The 16,321-nt window shown below is 70.7% G+C and carries 15 protein-coding genes; 8 read left to right on the plus strand and 7 right to left on the minus strand.

The features are described 5' to 3' along the window. Positions 1–352: pirin family protein (locus VEC03_RS09595; RefSeq protein ID WP_324914672.1), on the minus strand; the 352-nt coding region annotated here is incomplete at its 3' end. 112 nt (positions 353–464) lie between these two features. On the opposite strand from VEC03_RS09595, the gene VEC03_RS09600 reads away from it, so the two are divergent. The 5 genes from VEC03_RS09600 (at position 465) to VEC03_RS09620 (ending at position 5,412) form a co-directional block, all read left to right on the plus strand. Then, positions 465–1,415, plus strand: coding sequence for a LysR family transcriptional regulator (locus VEC03_RS09600; protein ID WP_324914674.1), 951 nt, complete (start codon positions 465–467; stop codon positions 1,413–1,415). A gap of 39 nt (positions 1,416–1,454) precedes the next feature. Continuing rightward, positions 1,455–2,534, plus strand: a complete 1,080-nt coding sequence (locus VEC03_RS09605) for an NAD(P)/FAD-dependent oxidoreductase (RefSeq protein WP_324914676.1) — start codon at positions 1,455–1,457, stop codon at positions 2,532–2,534. Between the two features lie 6 nt (positions 2,535–2,540). Further along, entirely contained in the window at positions 2,541–3,422 is an 882-nt protein-coding gene (gluQRS, locus tag VEC03_RS09610) for a tRNA glutamyl-Q(34) synthetase GluQRS (protein WP_324914677.1), read from the plus strand. After that, positions 3,415–4,137, plus strand: coding sequence for a tRNA (guanosine(46)-N7)-methyltransferase TrmB (gene trmB, locus VEC03_RS09615; RefSeq protein ID WP_324914678.1), 723 nt, complete (start codon positions 3,415–3,417; stop codon positions 4,135–4,137). Before gluQRS ends, trmB begins: the two co-directional genes overlap by 8 nt. Before the next feature lie 135 nt (positions 4,138–4,272). Beyond that, entirely contained in the window at positions 4,273–5,412 is a 1,140-nt protein-coding gene (locus VEC03_RS09620; protein ID WP_324914679.1) for an ABC transporter substrate-binding protein, read from the plus strand. Between the two features lie 4 nt (positions 5,413–5,416). On the opposite strand, the gene VEC03_RS09625 is transcribed toward VEC03_RS09620, so the two are convergent. Then, entirely contained in the window at positions 5,417–5,920 is a 504-nt protein-coding gene (locus VEC03_RS09625; protein ID WP_324914681.1) for a hypothetical protein, read from the minus strand. A 23-nt stretch (positions 5,921–5,943) separates the two neighbouring features. Then, positions 5,944–8,565, minus strand: a complete 2,622-nt coding sequence (gene alaS / locus VEC03_RS09630; protein ID WP_324914682.1) for an alanine--tRNA ligase — start codon at positions 8,563–8,565, stop codon at positions 5,944–5,946. Between the two features lie 138 nt (positions 8,566–8,703). Here alaS and VEC03_RS09635 point away from each other — a divergent pair, with 138 nt between their 5' ends. Beyond that, complete coding sequence (locus tag VEC03_RS09635) at positions 8,704–10,182, plus strand: NAD-dependent succinate-semialdehyde dehydrogenase (protein WP_324914683.1); 1,479 nt, start codon at positions 8,704–8,706, stop codon at positions 10,180–10,182. 209 nt (positions 10,183–10,391) lie between these two features. Further along, positions 10,392–11,450, plus strand: a complete 1,059-nt coding sequence (locus VEC03_RS09640) for a mechanosensitive ion channel family protein (protein WP_324914684.1) — start codon at positions 10,392–10,394, stop codon at positions 11,448–11,450. A gap of 168 nt (positions 11,451–11,618) precedes the next feature. Here the strand turns inward: VEC03_RS09640 and VEC03_RS09645 are convergent, their stop codons facing one another. Both VEC03_RS09645 and VEC03_RS09650 read right to left on the minus strand, forming a co-directional pair. Then, positions 11,619–11,840: a DUF1059 domain-containing protein gene (locus VEC03_RS09645; RefSeq protein WP_324914685.1), complete on the minus strand. Its 222-nt coding sequence runs from the start codon at positions 11,838–11,840 to the stop codon at positions 11,619–11,621. Between the two features lie 20 nt (positions 11,841–11,860). Next, positions 11,861–12,919: a class I SAM-dependent methyltransferase gene (locus tag VEC03_RS09650; RefSeq protein ID WP_324914687.1), complete on the minus strand. Its 1,059-nt coding sequence runs from the start codon at positions 12,917–12,919 to the stop codon at positions 11,861–11,863. A gap of 112 nt (positions 12,920–13,031) precedes the next feature. Between VEC03_RS09650 and VEC03_RS19125 the strand changes: the two genes are divergently transcribed. After that, positions 13,032–13,607, plus strand: coding sequence for a helix-turn-helix transcriptional regulator (locus tag VEC03_RS19125; RefSeq protein WP_414708474.1), 576 nt, complete (start codon positions 13,032–13,034; stop codon positions 13,605–13,607). Between the two features lie 88 nt (positions 13,608–13,695). On the opposite strand, the gene VEC03_RS09660 is transcribed toward VEC03_RS19125, so the two are convergent. Beyond that, positions 13,696–14,961, minus strand: coding sequence for a hypothetical protein (locus tag VEC03_RS09660; protein ID WP_324914688.1), 1,266 nt, complete (start codon positions 14,959–14,961; stop codon positions 13,696–13,698). A gap of 123 nt (positions 14,962–15,084) precedes the next feature. Beyond that, complete coding sequence (locus tag VEC03_RS09665) at positions 15,085–16,284, minus strand: helix-turn-helix transcriptional regulator (protein WP_324914689.1); 1,200 nt, start codon at positions 16,282–16,284, stop codon at positions 15,085–15,087. Positions 16,285–16,321: the final 37 nt, after the last annotated feature.

The raw sequence follows: 16,321 nt of genomic DNA on the forward strand, positions 1-16,321 counted from the left end.
AGATCTGCAGGAAGTGCGTGCTCTGCTGCGGCGCAGGGTTGTATTCACTGTGCAGGATGCCGCGACCGGCGCTCATGCGCTGCACCTCGCCTGGCCGGATCGCAGCGCCGTTGCCGATCGAATCCTTGTGGGCGAGTTCGCCTTCCAGCACGTACGAGATGATCTCCATGTCGCGGTGTCCGTGCGTGCCGAAGCCGGTGCCCGGGGCGATGCGGTCCTCGTTGATCACCCGCAGGTTGCCCCAGCCCATGTGATCGGGGTCGTAGTAGTTCGCGAACGAAAAGCTGTGGTGCGAGTCCAGCCAGCCATGGTTGGCATGGCCGCGGTCCTGGGATCGGCGGATGGTCTGCATGTCGTGCTCCGTTAGCTTGTGACGCCTCGGTTCCCTTCACTGTAGGTGCCGGTCCCGGCGCGATGCAGGAGCCGGCTTTGATGGCATCATTCAAAAATCCTGAACGCAAGCGATGGCCACCCCCCGCGACGTCCTGACGCCCGATGCGCTCGCGCTGGTGCAGGCGGTGGCACGGGCCGGCAGCTTCGCCGGCGCCGCGCGTGAACTCGGCCTGGTGCCCAGTGCCGTCACCTACCGCATCCGGCAGGTCGAGGACGCGCTCGATGCCCTGCTGTTCGACCGCAGCTCCCGCCAGGCCCGGCTGACGGCGGCGGGCGCGGAGCTCCTGCGCGAGGGCGAGCGCCTGCTGGGCGAGGTGGACGCGGTGGCCAACCGCGTGCGGCGCGTCGCGACCGGCTGGGAATCGCAGCTCACCCTGGCGGTGGACGTGGTGATCTCGTCCGGCACCGTGATGGAACTGGCCGACGCCTTCTTCGAGGTCGCCCCGCACACCCGGCTGCGGCTGCGCGACGAGGCGCTGGGGGGCACGGTGGAGGCCCTGCTCACGGGCGGCGCCGACCTGGCGCTGGGCGTGCCGCTGGATCCCGGCTCGATGACCGGGCTCATGAGCCGCAGCCTCGGCGAACTGCTGTTCGTGTTCGCGGTCGCGCCTCACCATCCCTTGGCCTCGCTGCCGGAACCCCTGAGCGACGATGTGCTGATCCAGCACCGCGCCGTGGCCGTGGCCGACTCGGTCCGGCGCGGCGACGGGCTCACGCTGGGCCTGCTGGCCGGACAGGACGTGCTCACCGTGCCCACCATGACCGCCAAGCTGGAAGCGCAGGTTCGCGGCCTCGGCGTGGGCTTCCTGCCCGAGCCCATGGCGCGGCCCTTCGTCGAGACCGGCCGCCTCGTGCTCAAGCAGGTGCAGCGGCCCGCGCGCGTGACCCGCCTGAGTTGCGCCTGGCGCGAGAGCGGCCCCCTGGGCCCGGGCCGCGGCCTGGAGTGGTGGCTGAAGCAGTTGGACAGCGAGGCCACCCGCAAGGCCCTGCTGGAGCGCCACAGCGGCCTGCGGGTGGGCTGACGGATGACCTGGGCTGCGGCCGAGCGACAATCACCGCCAATGCCCGCCGCCCGCACGCCGACCCCAAGCCCCACTGCCCCCTCCCATTTCGCCGTGATCGGCGCCGGCCTGGCCGGCATCGCCTGCGCGCGCACGCTGGCGCAGGCGGGACACCGCGTCACGGTGTTCGAGCAGTCCGGCAGCGTGGGCGGGCGCATCGCCACCCGCCGGACGCCCTTCGGCAGCTTCGATTGCGGTGCCCAGTTCTTCACCGTGCGCGACCGGCGCTTCGAGCAGGCGCTGGACACCGTCCCGCAAGTCCGGCGGCGCTGGAGCGCGACGGCCGTGCGCGTGCTGGACCCCATCGGCCACGTGATCGAAGCGCCCCGGCCCGAGGTGGAGCCGCACTGGGTCGGCACGCCCGACATGGAAGCCCTGCCGCGCGCCTGGGCCCAGCCGCTGGCGGATGCGGACGGCCTGATGCTGCTGACGCGCGTGGACCGCATCGAACCTGACGCGCTGGATCCGCGGCGCTGGCAGCTGCACACCAGCGGGCCGCAGGACACGGTCCACGTCTATCCCGGTTTCGACGCCGTGCTGCTGGCGATCCCCGCCCCGCACGCGTCCACGCTGCTGGAGCGCTCGCGCCTGGCGCCGGCCTTCGTCGACCGGCTCGCGGGCGTGGAGATGGCACCGTGCTGGACGCTGATGCTGGCGTTCCCGCAGGCGCTGCAGCCCGGGCTGGCCCACCTGGGCCCTCAGTGGAACGCGGCGCGCAGCACCCACCACCGGGTGGCCTGGCTGGCGCGCGAGTCGTCCAAGCCGGGCCGCGGCCCGATCGAGCGCTGGACGGTGCAGGCCAGCGCGAACTGGTCCACCGAGCACTTGTCCGATGACGAGCCGCGCATCCAGGCCAAGCTGCTCAAGGCCTTCGCCGAGGTGACCGGCATCCGCGCCCAGCCGGGGCACGCCGAGGTGCGCCGCTGGCGCTACTCGCGCACGCTGCAGCCGCTGGGCCGCTCGCACCTGTGGGATCCGCAGGTGCGGCTGGGCCTGTGCGGCGACTGGTGCCTGGGCCAGCGCATCGAGCACGCCTTCGTGTCCGGACTGGAACTCGCGCTGGCGGCCGCACCGGCCTGAGTCGCCATGGACGCGCCGTACCGCGGCCGCTTCGCTCCCTCGCCCACCGGGCCCCTGCACGCCGGATCGCTGGTGGCCGCGCTGGCCAGCTGGCTCGACGCCCGGCGCCACCGCGGCCGGTGGCTGGTGCGCATCGAGGACGTGGACACCCCACGCTGTGTGCCGGGCGCCGACCGGGAGATCCTGCGCCAGCTCGCCGCCTGCGGCCTGCTGCCCGACGAGCCGCCGCTGTGGCAGTCGCATCGCGGCACGCTGTACCAGGCGGCGCTCGACCGGCTGGTGGCGGCCGGCCGTGCCTATCCCTGCGCCTGCTCGCGCCGGGACATCGAACAGGCACTGGCAGCGCAGGGCCGGTCGCGCCGACGCGGCCAGGAAGTGCCCTATCCCGGCACCTGCCGCAATGGGTTGCACGGCCGCCCGGCGCGCGCGTGGCGGCTGCGCGTGCCCGATGGCCTCGTCCACTGGACCGATCGCCGCCTGGGCGCGCAGCAGCAGGACGTGGCGCGCGAAGTCGGCGACTTCGTCCTGCGCCGCGCCGACGGCCTGTGGGCCTACCAGCTCGCGGTGGTGGTGGACGACGCCGACCAGGGCATCACCCAGGTCGTGCGCGGCGAGGACCTGGCCGACAACACGGCGCGGCAGATCCTGCTGCAGCGCGCGCTGGACCTGCCCAGGCCGGGCTACCTGCACACGCCGCTGGTACGGGGCGCAGACGGCGAGAAGCTGTCCAAGCAGAACGGCGCCCAGGCCCTGGACCTGCGCGACCCGCTGCAGGCGCTCAACGAGGCCGCGCGGGTGCTCGGCCTGGGCCTGCAGCCGGGCCCCATCGCGGACGCCCTGCGCGCCTGGGCCGCCGAGTGGCCGTTCCTACAATCCACGGGTGACTGAACCCGGCGATTCCGACTCCCCCCGCAACCGTGCACCCGAGGGCGTGGCCCACCCGCGCGCCATCCGCAGCTTCGTGCGCCGCACCGGCCGGGTGACCACCGGCCAGGCGCGCGCCTTCGAGGTCCTGGGACCGCGCTTCATCCTTCCGTACCGGCCCGCGCTGCTGGACCTGGATGCCGCCTTCGGCCGGCACGCGCCCACCGTGCTGGAGATCGGCTTCGGCATGGGCGAAGCCACGGCGCACATCGCGGGGCTGATGCCGGGGACCAACTTCCTGTGCTGCGAGGTGCACGAGCCCGGTGTCGGCGCGCTGCTCAGGCGGATCGGGGAGCAGGACCTTCCCAACATCCGCATCGTGCAGCACGACGCGGTCGAGGTGCTGGACCACATGCTGCCGCCGGATTCGCTGGCCGGCGTGCACGTCTTCTTCCCCGACCCCTGGCACAAGCTGCGCCACCACAAGCGCCGCCTGATCCAGGCGCCTCTGGTGGCCCGGCTCGCCTCGCGCCTGCAGCCCGGCGGCTACATCCACTGCGCGACCGACTGGGAGCCGTACGCGCAGCAGATGCTGGAGGTGCTGGGCGCCGAGCCACTGCTGCGCAACACCGCCCAGGGGTTCGCACCGCGGCCCGAGTACCGGCCGCTGACCAAGTTCGAGCAGCGCGGCATGCGCCTGGGGCACGGCGTATGGGACGTGGTGTTCCGGCGGCTGTGAAGTATTCGGCGGCCGGCATGTCCGCATGTGCTCCCCGCATCACTTTGCGGGTGCAACCGGATTGCTGGGGCACCCGCTCCAGCGTAAGGTCGCGCTCCATCCGGCGCACGGCCGGCAACCAAGGAGATCCTGATTGTGAAGAGGCGCGATTTCATGCGGGCCACGGCCGGAGCCGGGGCGCTGGCCGGCCTGCCGGCCACGCTGCGGGCCCAGGCGCGCGGGGTCGCGCGCAGGATCGTGCTGGGCCAGTCGGTCCCGCTGACCGGCGCGGCCGACCAGATCGGGCTGGCCTTCGCGGGCGGCGCCAAGCTGTTCTTCGACGCCTTCAACGAGGCGAAGAACAACCCCGGCTGGACCTTCGAGCTGCGCCAGGTCGACGACGGCTACGACCCGGCCAAGGCGGCTGCCAACGCGAAGAAGCTGCTGGCCGACGGCGCCGACCTGCTGTTCGGGTTCGTCGGCACCGGCAGCAGCGAAGCCGCCGCGGCCGTGGCGCGGGAACAGGCGGCCATCCTGTTCGCCCCCTTCGCCGCCGCCGACGCCTTGCGCGACGGCTCGATGACGCACGTCTTCCACGTGCGCCCCAGCCTGGCCGACGAGGCCTTCAAGATGGTGCGTCACTGCGCCACCCTGGGCCAGAACCGCATCGCAGTGCTGGCCGAGGACGACGCCATGGGCCGCGCCGGCCTGGCCGCCGTGCAGCAGGCGATGCAGGAGCTGAAGCTGCCGCCGCTGGTGGCCTCGGCGTTCGTGCCGGTCAACAGCGACAAGGTCGACGCCGCCGTCGCGACCCTCGCCAAGGCGCAGCCTCACGCCATCATCCAGGTGGCGTTGTTCAACACCAGCGCCGCCTTCGTGCGCAAGATGCGCAAGGCGGGCTTCGTCGGCAGCTTCATGAACTTCTCGGTGGTGGGCATCGATCCGCTGTTCACCGCGCTGGGCAGGGAGATCAGCGGCGTGGTGGTGTCGCAGGTGGTGCCCTCGCCGCGCAGCTCGGCGACCCCGGTCGTCAAGGACTACCTGGCCGCGATCGACAACTCGGACCAGGTCGCCAGCTATGAGGGCCTGGAGGGCTACATCGCCGCCAAGACCCTCGCCGAGTCGGTGCGCCGGGCTGGCAAGGCCACCGACCGCGCGGGGCTGCAGCGGGTGATGGCCGGCATGAACGACTACGACGTCGGCGGCTTCCGCATCAACCTGCGCGCCGGCGTGCGCGACTCGGTGCGGGCGGTCGACCTGGTGACGATCACGGCGGACGGCAAGGTGGTGCGGTAGGGCGCTATTCCAGCTTGTGGTCTTCCCGCTTGGCCTCTTCCATGGCCTCGGGTTCCAGCTCCTCGGCGGACCGGTTCTGGCGGATGAAGATGCCCCAGGCCGCCAGCACGGCGGCAGTGGACAGCAGCAGCGCCGCCGCGTAGCGCAGTTCGGCCATGTCCTCGTGGATGGCCTTGAAGGCCGCCACCAGGCCCTCGATCGCCAGCGCGACCACCACGACCACCAGGAAGCGCGACAGGAAGCGCCGCACGCGCGTCGGGGCGCTGATCTGCGCATCGCGCACGATCTCTTCCTCGAACACGGTCTGGGCGATCTGTAGCGCGACCACCGCGGCGGCGAGCAGGCCCAGCGCCTCGATCACGACCAGCGCCGACGCCCCATCCAGGCCTTCGCCCAGCGCCAGCCAGGCGATGCGGACCGCGATCAGCACCAGCACGACGGCCGCGGCCACGAACAGCGCCGCGATCACCCCATGGACCGCCGAGAAGATGTGCGAGAGGCTCTTCACGGCGCCATCATCGGGCTTTCCGCTCAGGCTCGCTCGGCCACCCAGCCCTGGACCGACTGCAGGGCTGCCGGCAGCTTGCTGGCGTCGGTGCCGCCCGCCATCGCCATGTCGGGCTTGCCGCCGCCCTTGCCGCCCACCTGCTGCGCGACGAAGTTGACCAGCTCGCCGGCCTTGACCTTGGCCGTGCGGTCGGACGTGACGCCGGCCGCCAGCTGGACCTTGCCGCCATCGACGGCCGCCAGCACGATGGCCGCGCTCTTGAGCTTGTCCTTGAGCTTGTCCAGGGTCTCGCGCAGGGTCTTCGCGTCGGCGCCCTCGAGCGTGGCGGCCAGCACCTTGATGCCCTTGACGTCGACCGCCTGCCCGGCGAGCTCGTCGCCCTGCGAGGCGGCCAGCTTGCCCTTGAGCTGCGCGATCTCCTTCTCCAGCGCGCGCACCTGCTCCAGCACCTGTCCGATGCGCGGCTGCAGTTCCGCCACGGGCGCCTTCAGCGCGGCGGCGGCACCGTGCACCGTCGCCTCCAGTTCCTGCAGGTAGCCCAGCGCGTTGGCGCCGGTCACCGCCTCCACCCGGCGGATGCCGGCGGCCACGCCGCCCTCGCTGACGATCTTGAACAGGCCGATGTCGCCGGTGCGCTGCACGTGGGTGCCGCCGCACAGCTCGCGGCTGGAGCCGATGTCCAGCACGCGCACGCTGTCGCCGTACTTCTCGCCGAACAGCATCATGGCGCCGGTGGCCTTGGCCGACTCGATGTCCATCACGCGCGCCTCGGTCGCGCGGTTCTCCAGGATCTCGGCGTTGACGCGGCGCTCGATCTCGCTCAGCTGGTCGGGCGTGACCGGCTGGTTGTGGGTGAAGTCGAAGCGGGTCTTGTCGGGATCGACCAGCGAGCCCTTCTGCTGCACGTGGCTGCCCAGCACCTCGCGCAGCGCCTTGTGCATCAGGTGGGTCACGCTGTGGTTGCGCATGGTGGCCTGGCGGCGGGCCACGTCCACCTTGGCCACGATGGCGTCGCCCACTTTCAGCGTGCCCTGGGTCTGGGTGCCGTGGTGGCCATAGACGTCGGCCTTGATCTTCTGCGTGTCCTCCACCCCGAACAGCACGCCTTCGGCCGCCAGCACCCCGCAATCACCGACCTGGCCGCCGCTCTCGGCATAGAACGGGGTGGTGTCCAGCACGACCACGCCCGGCTCGCCTTCGGCCAGCTGCTGCACCGGCACGCCGTCCTTGTACAGCGCGGCCACGCGGGCCGGCTCCTCCAGCTTCTCGTAGCCGGTGAAGGGGTGGCCGGCGCCGGTGTACTCGAGCGCCCGGTCCATCCGGAACTTGCCGGCGGCGCGGCCGGCCGCCTTCTGCCGGTCCATGGCGGCATCGAAGCCGGCCACGTCCACGGTCACGCCGCGCTCGCGGCAGACGTCCTGCGTCAGGTCCAGCGGGAAGCCGTAGGTGTCGTGCAGCTTGAACGCGATGTCGCCGGGCAGCACCTTCTGGCCGCCGCCCAGCGCGTCGTCCAGGATCTCCATGCCGTTTTCCAGCGTCTCGAAGAAGCGCTCCTCCTCGGCCTTCAGCACCTCGGTGATGCGCTGCGCCTCCGCCTTCAGGCGCGGGTAGGCGGCGCCCATCAGCGCCACCAGTTCGGGCACCAGCTTGTGGAAGAAGGGCCGCTTGCAGCCGAGCTTGTAGCCGTGGCGGATGCCGCGGCGCACGATACGGCGCTGCACGTAGCCGCGGCCCTCGTTGCTGGGGATCACGCCGTCGCTGACCAGGAAGGCGGTGGCGCGGATGTGGTCGGCGATCACGCGCAGCGAAGGGTTCTCCAGGTCCTGGCAGCCGGTCTCGCGCGCGGCGGCCTTGATCAGCGTGTCGAACAGGTCGATCTCGTAGTTGCTGTGCACGTGCTGCAGCACGGCGGCCAGCCGCTCCAGGCCCATGCCGGTGTCCACGCAGGGGGCGGGCAGCGGCTTCACGCTGCCGTCCGGCTGCATGTCGAACTGCATGAACACGTGGTTCCAGATCTCGATGTAGCGGTCGCCGTCCTCGTCCGGGCTGCCGGGCGGGCCGCCGGGGATCTCCGGGCCGTGGTCATAGAAGATCTCCGAGCAGGGGCCGCAGGGACCGGTGTCGGCCATCATCCAGAAGTTGTCGGAGGCGTAGCGCGCGCCCTTGTTGTCGCCGATGCGCACCACCCGCTCGGGCGGCAGGCCGATCACCTTCGTCCAGATCTCGTAGGCCTCGTCGTCCTCCTGGTAGACCGTGGCCCAGAGCCGCTCCTTGGGCAGCCTGTAGACCTCGGTCAGCAGCTCCCAGCCCCACACCAGCGACTCGCGCTTGAAGTAGTCGCCGAAGCTCCAGTTGCCCAGCATCTCGAAGAAGGTGTGGTGCCGCGCCGTGTAGCCCACGTTCTCCAGGTCGTTGTGCTTGCCGCCGGCCCGCAGGCAGGCCTGCACCGAGGCGGCGCGCACGTAGGAGCGCTTGTCGGTGCCCAGGAACACGTCCTTGAACTGCACCATGCCCGAGTTGGTGAACATGAGCGTGGGGTCGTTGCCCGGCACCAGCGGGCTGGACTCGACCACCGTGTGGCCCTTGCTGGCGAAGAAATCCAGGAAGGTCTTGCGGATGTCGGCGACGGTGAAGCGGGGGGTCATACGGGCGGGCGGAGGGGCAAACCGGAGATTTTATGAGTTGGGGCCGGCCCGCCCCCGGGCTGCGCTACCGCCCTGCCGCCCGTGCGTCCTTGCACCTCGGCGCACAATGCCGCCTGCATTTTCCGGAGACAGCACCCCATGGACATGAAGACCTCGCCGCTCGCGCAACTGAAGGACCCCACCCTGCTCAAGACCGACGCCCTGGTCGGCGGCCAGTGGGTCAAGGGGCCCGCGCGCTTCGACGTGAACGACCCGGCCACCGGCGCGAAGCTGGCCGACGTGGCCAACCTCGGCGCGGCGGAAGCCGGGCAGGCCATCGCCGCGGCCAACACCGCGTGGCCGGCCTGGCGCGGCAAGACGGCCAAGGAGCGCAGCACGCTGATGCGCAAGTGGTTCGACCTGCTGGTGGCCAACCAGGAGGACCTGGCCCGCCTGATGACGGCCGAGAACGGCAAGCCGCTGGCCGAGTCGCGCGGCGAGGTGGCCTACGGCGCCGCCTTCGTCGAGTGGTTCGCCGAGGAGGCCAAGCGCGTCAACGGCCAGACGCTGCCCACCTACGACGCCAACAAGCGCGTGTCGGTGATCCGCCAGCCGATCGGCGTGTGCGCAGCCATCACCCCCTGGAACTTCCCGCTGGCCATGATCACGCGCAAGGTGGCCCCGGCGCTGGCGGCGGGCTGCACGGTGGTGATCAAGCCGGCCGAGCTGACGCCGCTGACGGCGCTGGCCGCGGCCGAGCTGGCCATCCGGGCCGGCATTCCCGCCGGCGTGCTGAACCTGGTGACGGCCGACAGCGCCAACAGCATCGCGGTCGGCAAGGCGCTGTGCGCCAGCGACACCGTGCGCCACCTGAGCTTCACCGGCTCGACCGAGGTCGGCCGCATCCTGATGGCGCAGAGCGCGCCCACCATCAAGAAACTGAGCCTGGAGCTGGGCGGCAACGCGCCCTTCATCGTGTTCGACGATGCTGACCTCGACTCGGCCGTGGAAGGCGCCATCGCCAGCAAGTACCGCAACGCCGGCCAGACCTGCGTGTGCGCCAACCGGCTCTACGTGCAGGAGGGCGTGTACGACGCCTTCGTCGAGAAGCTGGCCGCCAAGGTCCGCGGCTTCAAGGTCGGCAACGGCTTCGAGGACGGCGTGGTGCAGGGCCCGCTGATCGAACCGGCCGCGCTCGACAAGGTGCAGCAGCACGTGGAGGACGCCCAGGCCAAGGGCGGCAAGGTCGTGGTCGGCGGCAAGCGCCTGCAGGGCCAGTTCTTCGAGCCGACCGTCATCGCCGACGCGCGCGGCGACATGCTGTGCGCCCGCGAAGAGACCTTCGGCCCGGTGGCCCCGGTGTTCCGCTTCAGGACCGAGCAGGAAGCGGTGGACGCCGCCAACAACACCGAATTCGGCCTGGCCAGCTACTTCTACAGCCGCGACATGGGCCGCATCGTGCGCGTGAGCGAAGGGCTGGAGTACGGCATGGTCGGCATCAACACCGGCATCATCTCGACCGAGCACGTGCCCTTCGGCGGCGTCAAGCAGTCCGGCCTGGGCCGCGAGGGCTCCAGCCACGGCATCGACGAGTACGTGGAGATGAAGTACCTCTGCCTGGGCGACGTGCTGAAGTAGGCGTGGATGGGCGCCGCGCGAGCGGCTGAGCACCAGGCGGGGCCGTTCCGGGCATCGGCAGCCCTGGAATCCCGCCTGCCCGGAATGGACGAGCCGCGCAGCCGGGGAATGTCCTCCTACAGCAGCCACTGACCTGCGCTGACCCGGGCCGGCAGGGGCGCGCCGGAGAGTCTGGAGCATTCCGTTCCAACGACTTCCGGAGACACTCCATGCCCACTGCCATCACCGATTGGGGCGACGCGATGATGACGTCGCTGGCCGCCGCCATGGCCATGTTCCTCTCGGCCATCCCGAAGATCATCGGCTTCGCGGTCATCCTGATCGTCGGCTGGTTCCTCGCTTCGCTGGCCGAACGGGGCGTTGCCGTCCTGCTGCGCGCGGTGAAGTTCAACGACCTGTCGCAGCGAGCCGGCCTGGCGGGCTTCATCCACAAGATGGGCACGGGCACCGACTCGTCCGGGATGATCGGGCTGGTGGTCAAGTGGTTCATCCGCCTGATCGCGCTGGTGGTGGCCTTCGACGCGCTGGGCCTGCCGGCCGTGTCCGAAGTGCTGCAGGACCTGCTCCTGTGGCTGCCGAACGTGGTGGTGGCGCTGGTCGTGCTGGTCATCGGTGGCCTGGCGGCCCGGGCGCTCAGCAACCTGGTCCGCGGCGCCGCCGGCGAAGCCGGGCTGTCCAACGCCAACATGCTCGCCAAGGTCGCCTCCGCCCTGGTCTGGGCCTTTGCCATCGTGGTGGCCGTCAACCAGATCGGGATCGCGACCGCGCTGGTGAACACGCTGTTCATGGCCTTCGTCGGCGCCATCGCGCTGGGCCTGGGCCTGGCGTTCGGCCTGGGCGGCCGCGAGACCGCCGGCCAGATCCTGGCCAAGTGGTACGCGCGCGGCCAGGAGAAGGGGCCGCAGCTGGCCCATGCGGCCGAGGCGGGCGGGCAGATGGCTCGCGAGCGCATGCAGGGCGGCGGTGGCGGCTACGAAGGCGGTGGCTACGGCGGTGGCGGTGGCGAGTACGGTGGCGGCAGCACGGGCGGCGGCAGCGGCGGTCCGCAAGGGGGGGGTGGCTACGGCGGTCCGCAGGGCGGCTACGGTGGCCCGCAAGGCGGCAGCTACGGTTCCGGTGGCGGCGGTGGTACCTACGAAGGCAGGCGGCCGGGCCCGCAGTACCCCGCGGACGGCGGCCCCCGCAGTGGTGCGGGCGCCTCCCAGCCGGAAGGCCACGACCAGATGTACCCGACACCCTCGTCGCCCCGCCATCCGAGCGAAGGCTGAGAAGCGATCGTCAACCAAGCCCGGGCCGTGGAGGTGCTCCCGTCCGGGCTTTTCCTTGCCGGGCGGTGCAATGGCTGGGGCAGCGTAGCCCGACCCCGCAAGCAGGAGTCAGGCGCGCTCGAGCGCCGCTCCAGGAGCGGCGCCACCGGCGTGGGCGGCCAGAGCCGCTCAGGCCGCCTGCTGCTGGCGGGGAGCGTCGATCGGCGGCGTGCCGGGCTTGATCGCGCCGGCCACCATCTGGCGCAGTTCCGGCGTGTCGGTGTGCCCGTGCACGGCCACCGCGTGCTGCACGGCCGCGTCCACCAGTTCCTTCTCCGAGTCGGCCGCGATCGCGACGGTGCAGTTGTTCTCGCTCGGGATCTCGCGGCAGTCGATGTACTGTCTGGCCATGGTGCTCTCCTTTCGCCCGCTCAGGGGCGTGCCTCGAAAATCAGGTTGAACGGGGTCTGCGATGCGCGCCGGAAGGAGCCGAAGCCGCCCTCCTTCGCCACCTCGCGCAGGCGCTGCTCGCCGGCCTGCGCGCCCAGGCACAGGCCGACCTCCTGCGAGCGGGACGCCGGCGTGCAGATGAACGTCGACGCCGAATAGAACACCCGGCCGACCGGGTTGAGGTTGTCCTCCAGCCGGTCGTTGGCATACGGCTCCACGAGCATCCAGGTGCCGCCGGGCGCCAGCGTCTCCCGCACGTGCCGCGCGGCGCCCACCGGATCGCCCATGTCGTGCAGGCAGTCGAAGAAGGCGACCAGGTCGTAGTCCCGGCCCGGATAGTCCTTGGCGCCGGCCACCTCGAAGCGCAGGCGATCCATGGGCACGCCGGCCTCGGCCGCGGCCCTGGTCGCGCGGTCGATCGACGGCGCGTGGTAGTCGAAGCCGACGAAGGTGGACTTGGGGAAGGCCTGCGCCATCAGGGTGGTCGATGCACCGTGGCCGCAGCCCACGTCGGCCACCCGCGCGCCGCGCTCCAGGCGATCGACCACGCCGTCCAGCGCCGGCAGCCATTCGCCGACCAGGTGCGCCGCATAGCCCGGCCGGAAGAAGCGCTCGGTTCCGTGGAACAGCGCCGTGTCGTGCTCGTGCCAGCCTATGCCCAACCCGGTGCGCATGGCCTGCAGCATCTTGGGAATGGCCTTGAACTGCGCGACCGCGACCTGGAACGCCCCCGGGATGAACGCCGGGCTGCCTTCCTCCGCCAGCGCGAAGGCCTGTTCCTCGGTCAGGAAGAAGCGGCCGCTCGCGGCCTCGTAGCTCACGTAGCCGCTGGCCGCCTGCGCCGACAGCCATTCGCGCAGGTAGCGCTCGTCCGTCTGCGTCCTCGTCGCCAGCTCGCGCGGGGTCGCCGGTTGCCCGGCCAGTGCCTTGTAGAGGCCGAGCTGGTCGCCCACGACCACCGTAGCGGCATGCATCACGGCGCCGGCATCGCGCACGAAGTTCTCCATGAACACATTCAGTTTCGCCTCGTCGATCGCCATGTCTTGCTCCTTGATTGCGCTGCCGATATGGTTTTTTCTTCGGCCGGGCATGGTGGCGCGGCGCGGCGCGCGGCTCCATACGACGGAATGCGTACCACCCGGGAGGGCCTGCATGAGCCATCTCACCCGCAACGACTACGCGACGGCGCTGGCGCTGCTCGTCGAGCTGGAGCAGGCCGCCGTCGATGCCCCGCACCTGCTGCAGGCCACGGTCGAGCGGATGGCCGGGTTCATCCCCTGCGATACAGCCGTGCTGGTCACCGGCGACGTCGACCCGGGGGCTCCCTTCGCCGCGTCTCTGCTCCTGCCGGCCGATGGCCCGGCGCGCATCTGGCTCGTCCTGCGGCGCCGCCGGCCGGCCTTCAGCGAGCGCGACCGCGAGCGGCTCGCCCTGCTGCAACCGCACCTGGGCTACCTGTACCGCCAGGCCAGCGCCCAGGGTCGTCCGGCCCTGAGCGCCACCGCGTGCCCGCAGGCGCCGCCGCCGATCCGCACGCGCCAGCTCACGCCGCGCGAGGACGACGTGATGCGCTGGCTGTCCTGCGGCAAGACCGACGCCGACATCGCCGCACTGCTGGCGATCAGCCCCCGCACGGTGCACAAGCACCTGGAGCACATCTACGAGAAGCTGGGCGTGGAGACGAGGACGGCCGCGGTGATGGCGGTGCGCCGCGCGGCTGTCGGTTGACCGGGCGGGTCGCCCGCAAGCGCGCAGACGGTGCGAGCCCATGAAAAACGGCTCCCGAAGGAGCCGCTTCTTTCAAGCCTAGCCGCGATTACCGGGACACGCGAACCAGGTTGACTTCCCAGGAGTCGCTGCCTTCGGTGCTCTTCCACACGGCCGTCTTGCCGTCCGCGGACAGCGTGAAGGTGTGCGTGGTCGCATTGCTGGAGCCGTCGGCTTCGAAGAATCCGACGCAGCCGTTGGTGTTGTACTCCTGCGCGGAGGGCGTCACGACCTTGCTGGCGGTGTCGTAGTCGTACTTGCCGAACTCGACCCCGCCGGTGCTGCACTGGTCGCCCGGCGGCATGGTCTTGGACTCGCCGACGCTGTCGGCGTACATGAAGTAGCCGTCCTTGAAGAACAGCACCAGGCCATCCGTGGAGGGGTGGCCTTCCTCGTCCGCGACCGCCCAGGCGCCGACGATGCCGGCGGGATCGTTCTCCATCCTGACCAGTTTCACGGTCTCCAGCGAGTCCGTCACGATCAGGTTTTCACCATCGGTGGAGAACCGCTCGTCCGGCTGCGGGTGGGACAGGCCCCACTCGCCGGTGGTGTCCTTCAGGGCCGTTGCGTCGACCGCAAAGCCCTTGCTGTTGACGCTGCTGACTCCCAGGGTGCCCCATTCGAAGCCGGAATGGCCTGCGTCATCCGCGGCATTGGCTTCGCCGATCAGGTAGTACCCGTTGGAGGCCACGTAGACGGCTGCGACGGGCTTGCCCCCCTCCACCGAGATCCACACGTTGCTGGCGAGCAGCGCCGCGGCCTGCGAGAGGAAGTGGTGCTCCGCGTCCTCGACGGTCTTCATCTCGCCCTGGATGCCGGCGGCCGTCATGGCGGCCTTGATCGCATCGGTGGCCGAGGAGGACAGGCTGCCGGACAGATCGATCGCGGTCGTCAGCGCGGTCGCGGCTGCCGCCGGAATGCTGATCCCGTTGGCCGGGTCGCCGTCGGCGTCGAGCGACTGCAGCACCACCAGCAGGTTCTTCAGCTTCGCATCGCTGCCGTTGGCCAGCTGGATGGGGGTGACGATGCCCGTTGCGGGCACTTCACCCAGGGTCACCTCGCCGATCGTGAAGGTCACCGTGTCGCCGGGGTTGTAGTTGTAGCGGCCGTCGGCATCGGTCGTGCCGCTGACGCCGGAGGAGGTCACGTAACGGACGCCTTGGATCTGGGCGTCCGTCAGCACGCCCACTTCGACGCCGGCGACGGGCGTCGCATCCTCGGCGGACGGGCTGCTGCCACCACCACCGCCGCACGCGGCCACCAGGACGGCGGCTGCGAGTGCGATCGCGCTCAGACTTACTGCTTTCAACTTCATGGAGGGGTTCCTGCTCTATTCACTCGTGGTTGCCATCGTGTTCGGCAGGGGCATTCCCCTTGCCGGCCGCGAGCATGAGCGAAACGCGCAGGCCGCTCCATTCCCCCTTTGGGGGATCGACCCTCAGTTCTGCACGGCGTTGTGTGGCAGGTGCAACAGCAGGCGCACCAGTTCGGGCTGGCGGTTGGTCGCCGTCTTCTGGTAGATCGAGCGCAGCTGCTTGCGCACCGTGTCGTGCTGCGTGCCCTGGATCTCGGCGATGCGCTTGACCGGCAGGCCCTCGGCCAGCAGCGTCGCGACGCGGCACTCCGCCGGCGTCAGGCCGAACACGGCGTAGAGCAGGCCGGAATCGATCGAAGGCGCCGAGGCCGGGTGGTAGAAGATCAGCATCACCACCGGCCGCAGCCCGAAGCTGCCCATCATGTCTTCCGGGGCCAGCATGCTGAAGAAGGCGTACAGCGCCTCCGGCGCCCGCTCTCCGTTCACGTCCTGCCTGATCGTCAGCGAGCGAAACATGGACGCGGCCGGCACCTCGGCGCCCGCGGGGTCGGCGCGAGCGATCTTGATCGCCTGCTCCATCTCGGCGCAGTGCCGCAGCAGGTCGCCGTGGTGCGGCTGCGGCAACTGCACCCGCCCGTCCTGCACCTTCACCAGGGGCGTGGACCGCAGCAGCTGCTGCGCCGCCTCGTTGGTGTGCATCACCTCGCCGCCCGGCGTGGCCAGGATCACCGGCTGGCGCAGCTTGTTCACCAGCAACTGGCCCACCAGCGCCTGGGTGGAGTACACGAAATGCTTGAGGCCGATGCGGCAGGCGCGCTGCAGGTGCGGCAGCAGGCGGTCCATGAAGGCAAGCGCCTCGCCGGACAGCGGGCCCTGCGCGGTGCTGCTCAGGGTGGCGAAGATGATGGTGGCCTCGGGCGTGTCGACCAGCTTGGTGCCGCTCATGTAGCGGCGGTCGTAGGGGATCAGGAACTCCTGGTAGAACGGGTGGCGGGCCACCTCGCCTTCATCCAGGATCTCGTGGCAATGGGTCCACTCGCCGGCGTCGCGCTGCAGGATGGCCGGCACGCGCGGGTCCATGAAGCGGTAGTGCTGCAGGTAGGCGAGCTCGCCCTCCACCGGCATGTTGGCGCCGTCGCTGTACGAGAGGGTGCCATGCCGCTTGTCGGTTCCCAGCACGTGGATCGATTGCACGCCCAGTGCCTGCTGCAACGCGTCGTAGAAGCGGCGCCAGTGGGCCGGGTTCTCGGCGGCCTCGTAGACCAGGTCGATGAACCGGTGGAAAGAGGGCTCGGACACATCCATCGGGATACTGCTGTTCATGCCGCCGTGAGCGGCGCCCGAGTGTAGCCGCGAGCAC

This window comes from Ramlibacter sp. (genome assembly GCF_035627355.1).
Lineage (GTDB): Bacteria > Pseudomonadota > Gammaproteobacteria > Burkholderiales > Burkholderiaceae_C > Ramlibacter.

Bases quoted from the DNA above. Each gene is read 5' to 3' on its own strand.
- alaS (WP_324914682.1), bottom strand. From the start codon at position 8,565: ATGACCCCCCGCTTCACCGTCGCCGACATCCGCAAGACCTTCCTGGAT.
- VEC03_RS09650 (WP_324914687.1), bottom strand. From the start codon at position 12,919: ATGGCGATCGACGAGGCGAAACTGAATGTGTTCATGGAGAACTTCGTG.
- VEC03_RS09645 (WP_324914685.1), bottom strand. From the start codon at position 11,840: ATGGCCAGACAGTACATCGACTGCCGCGAGATCCCGAGCGAGAACAAC.
- VEC03_RS09665 (WP_324914689.1), bottom strand. From the start codon at position 16,284: ATGAACAGCAGTATCCCGATGGATGTGTCCGAGCCCTCTTTCCACCGG.
- VEC03_RS09635 (WP_324914683.1), top strand. From the start codon at position 8,704: ATGGACATGAAGACCTCGCCGCTCGCGCAACTGAAGGACCCCACCCTG.
- gluQRS (WP_324914677.1), top strand. From the start codon at position 2,541: ATGGACGCGCCGTACCGCGGCCGCTTCGCTCCCTCGCCCACCGGGCCC.
- VEC03_RS09640 (WP_324914684.1), top strand. From the start codon at position 10,392: ATGCCCACTGCCATCACCGATTGGGGCGACGCGATGATGACGTCGCTG.
- VEC03_RS09600 (WP_324914674.1), top strand. From the start codon at position 465: ATGGCCACCCCCCGCGACGTCCTGACGCCCGATGCGCTCGCGCTGGTG.
- VEC03_RS09605 (WP_324914676.1), top strand. From the start codon at position 1,455: ATGCCCGCCGCCCGCACGCCGACCCCAAGCCCCACTGCCCCCTCCCAT.
- VEC03_RS19125 (WP_414708474.1), top strand. From the start codon at position 13,032: ATGAGCCATCTCACCCGCAACGACTACGCGACGGCGCTGGCGCTGCTC.
- VEC03_RS09660 (WP_324914688.1), bottom strand. From the start codon at position 14,961: ATGAAGTTGAAAGCAGTAAGTCTGAGCGCGATCGCACTCGCAGCCGCC.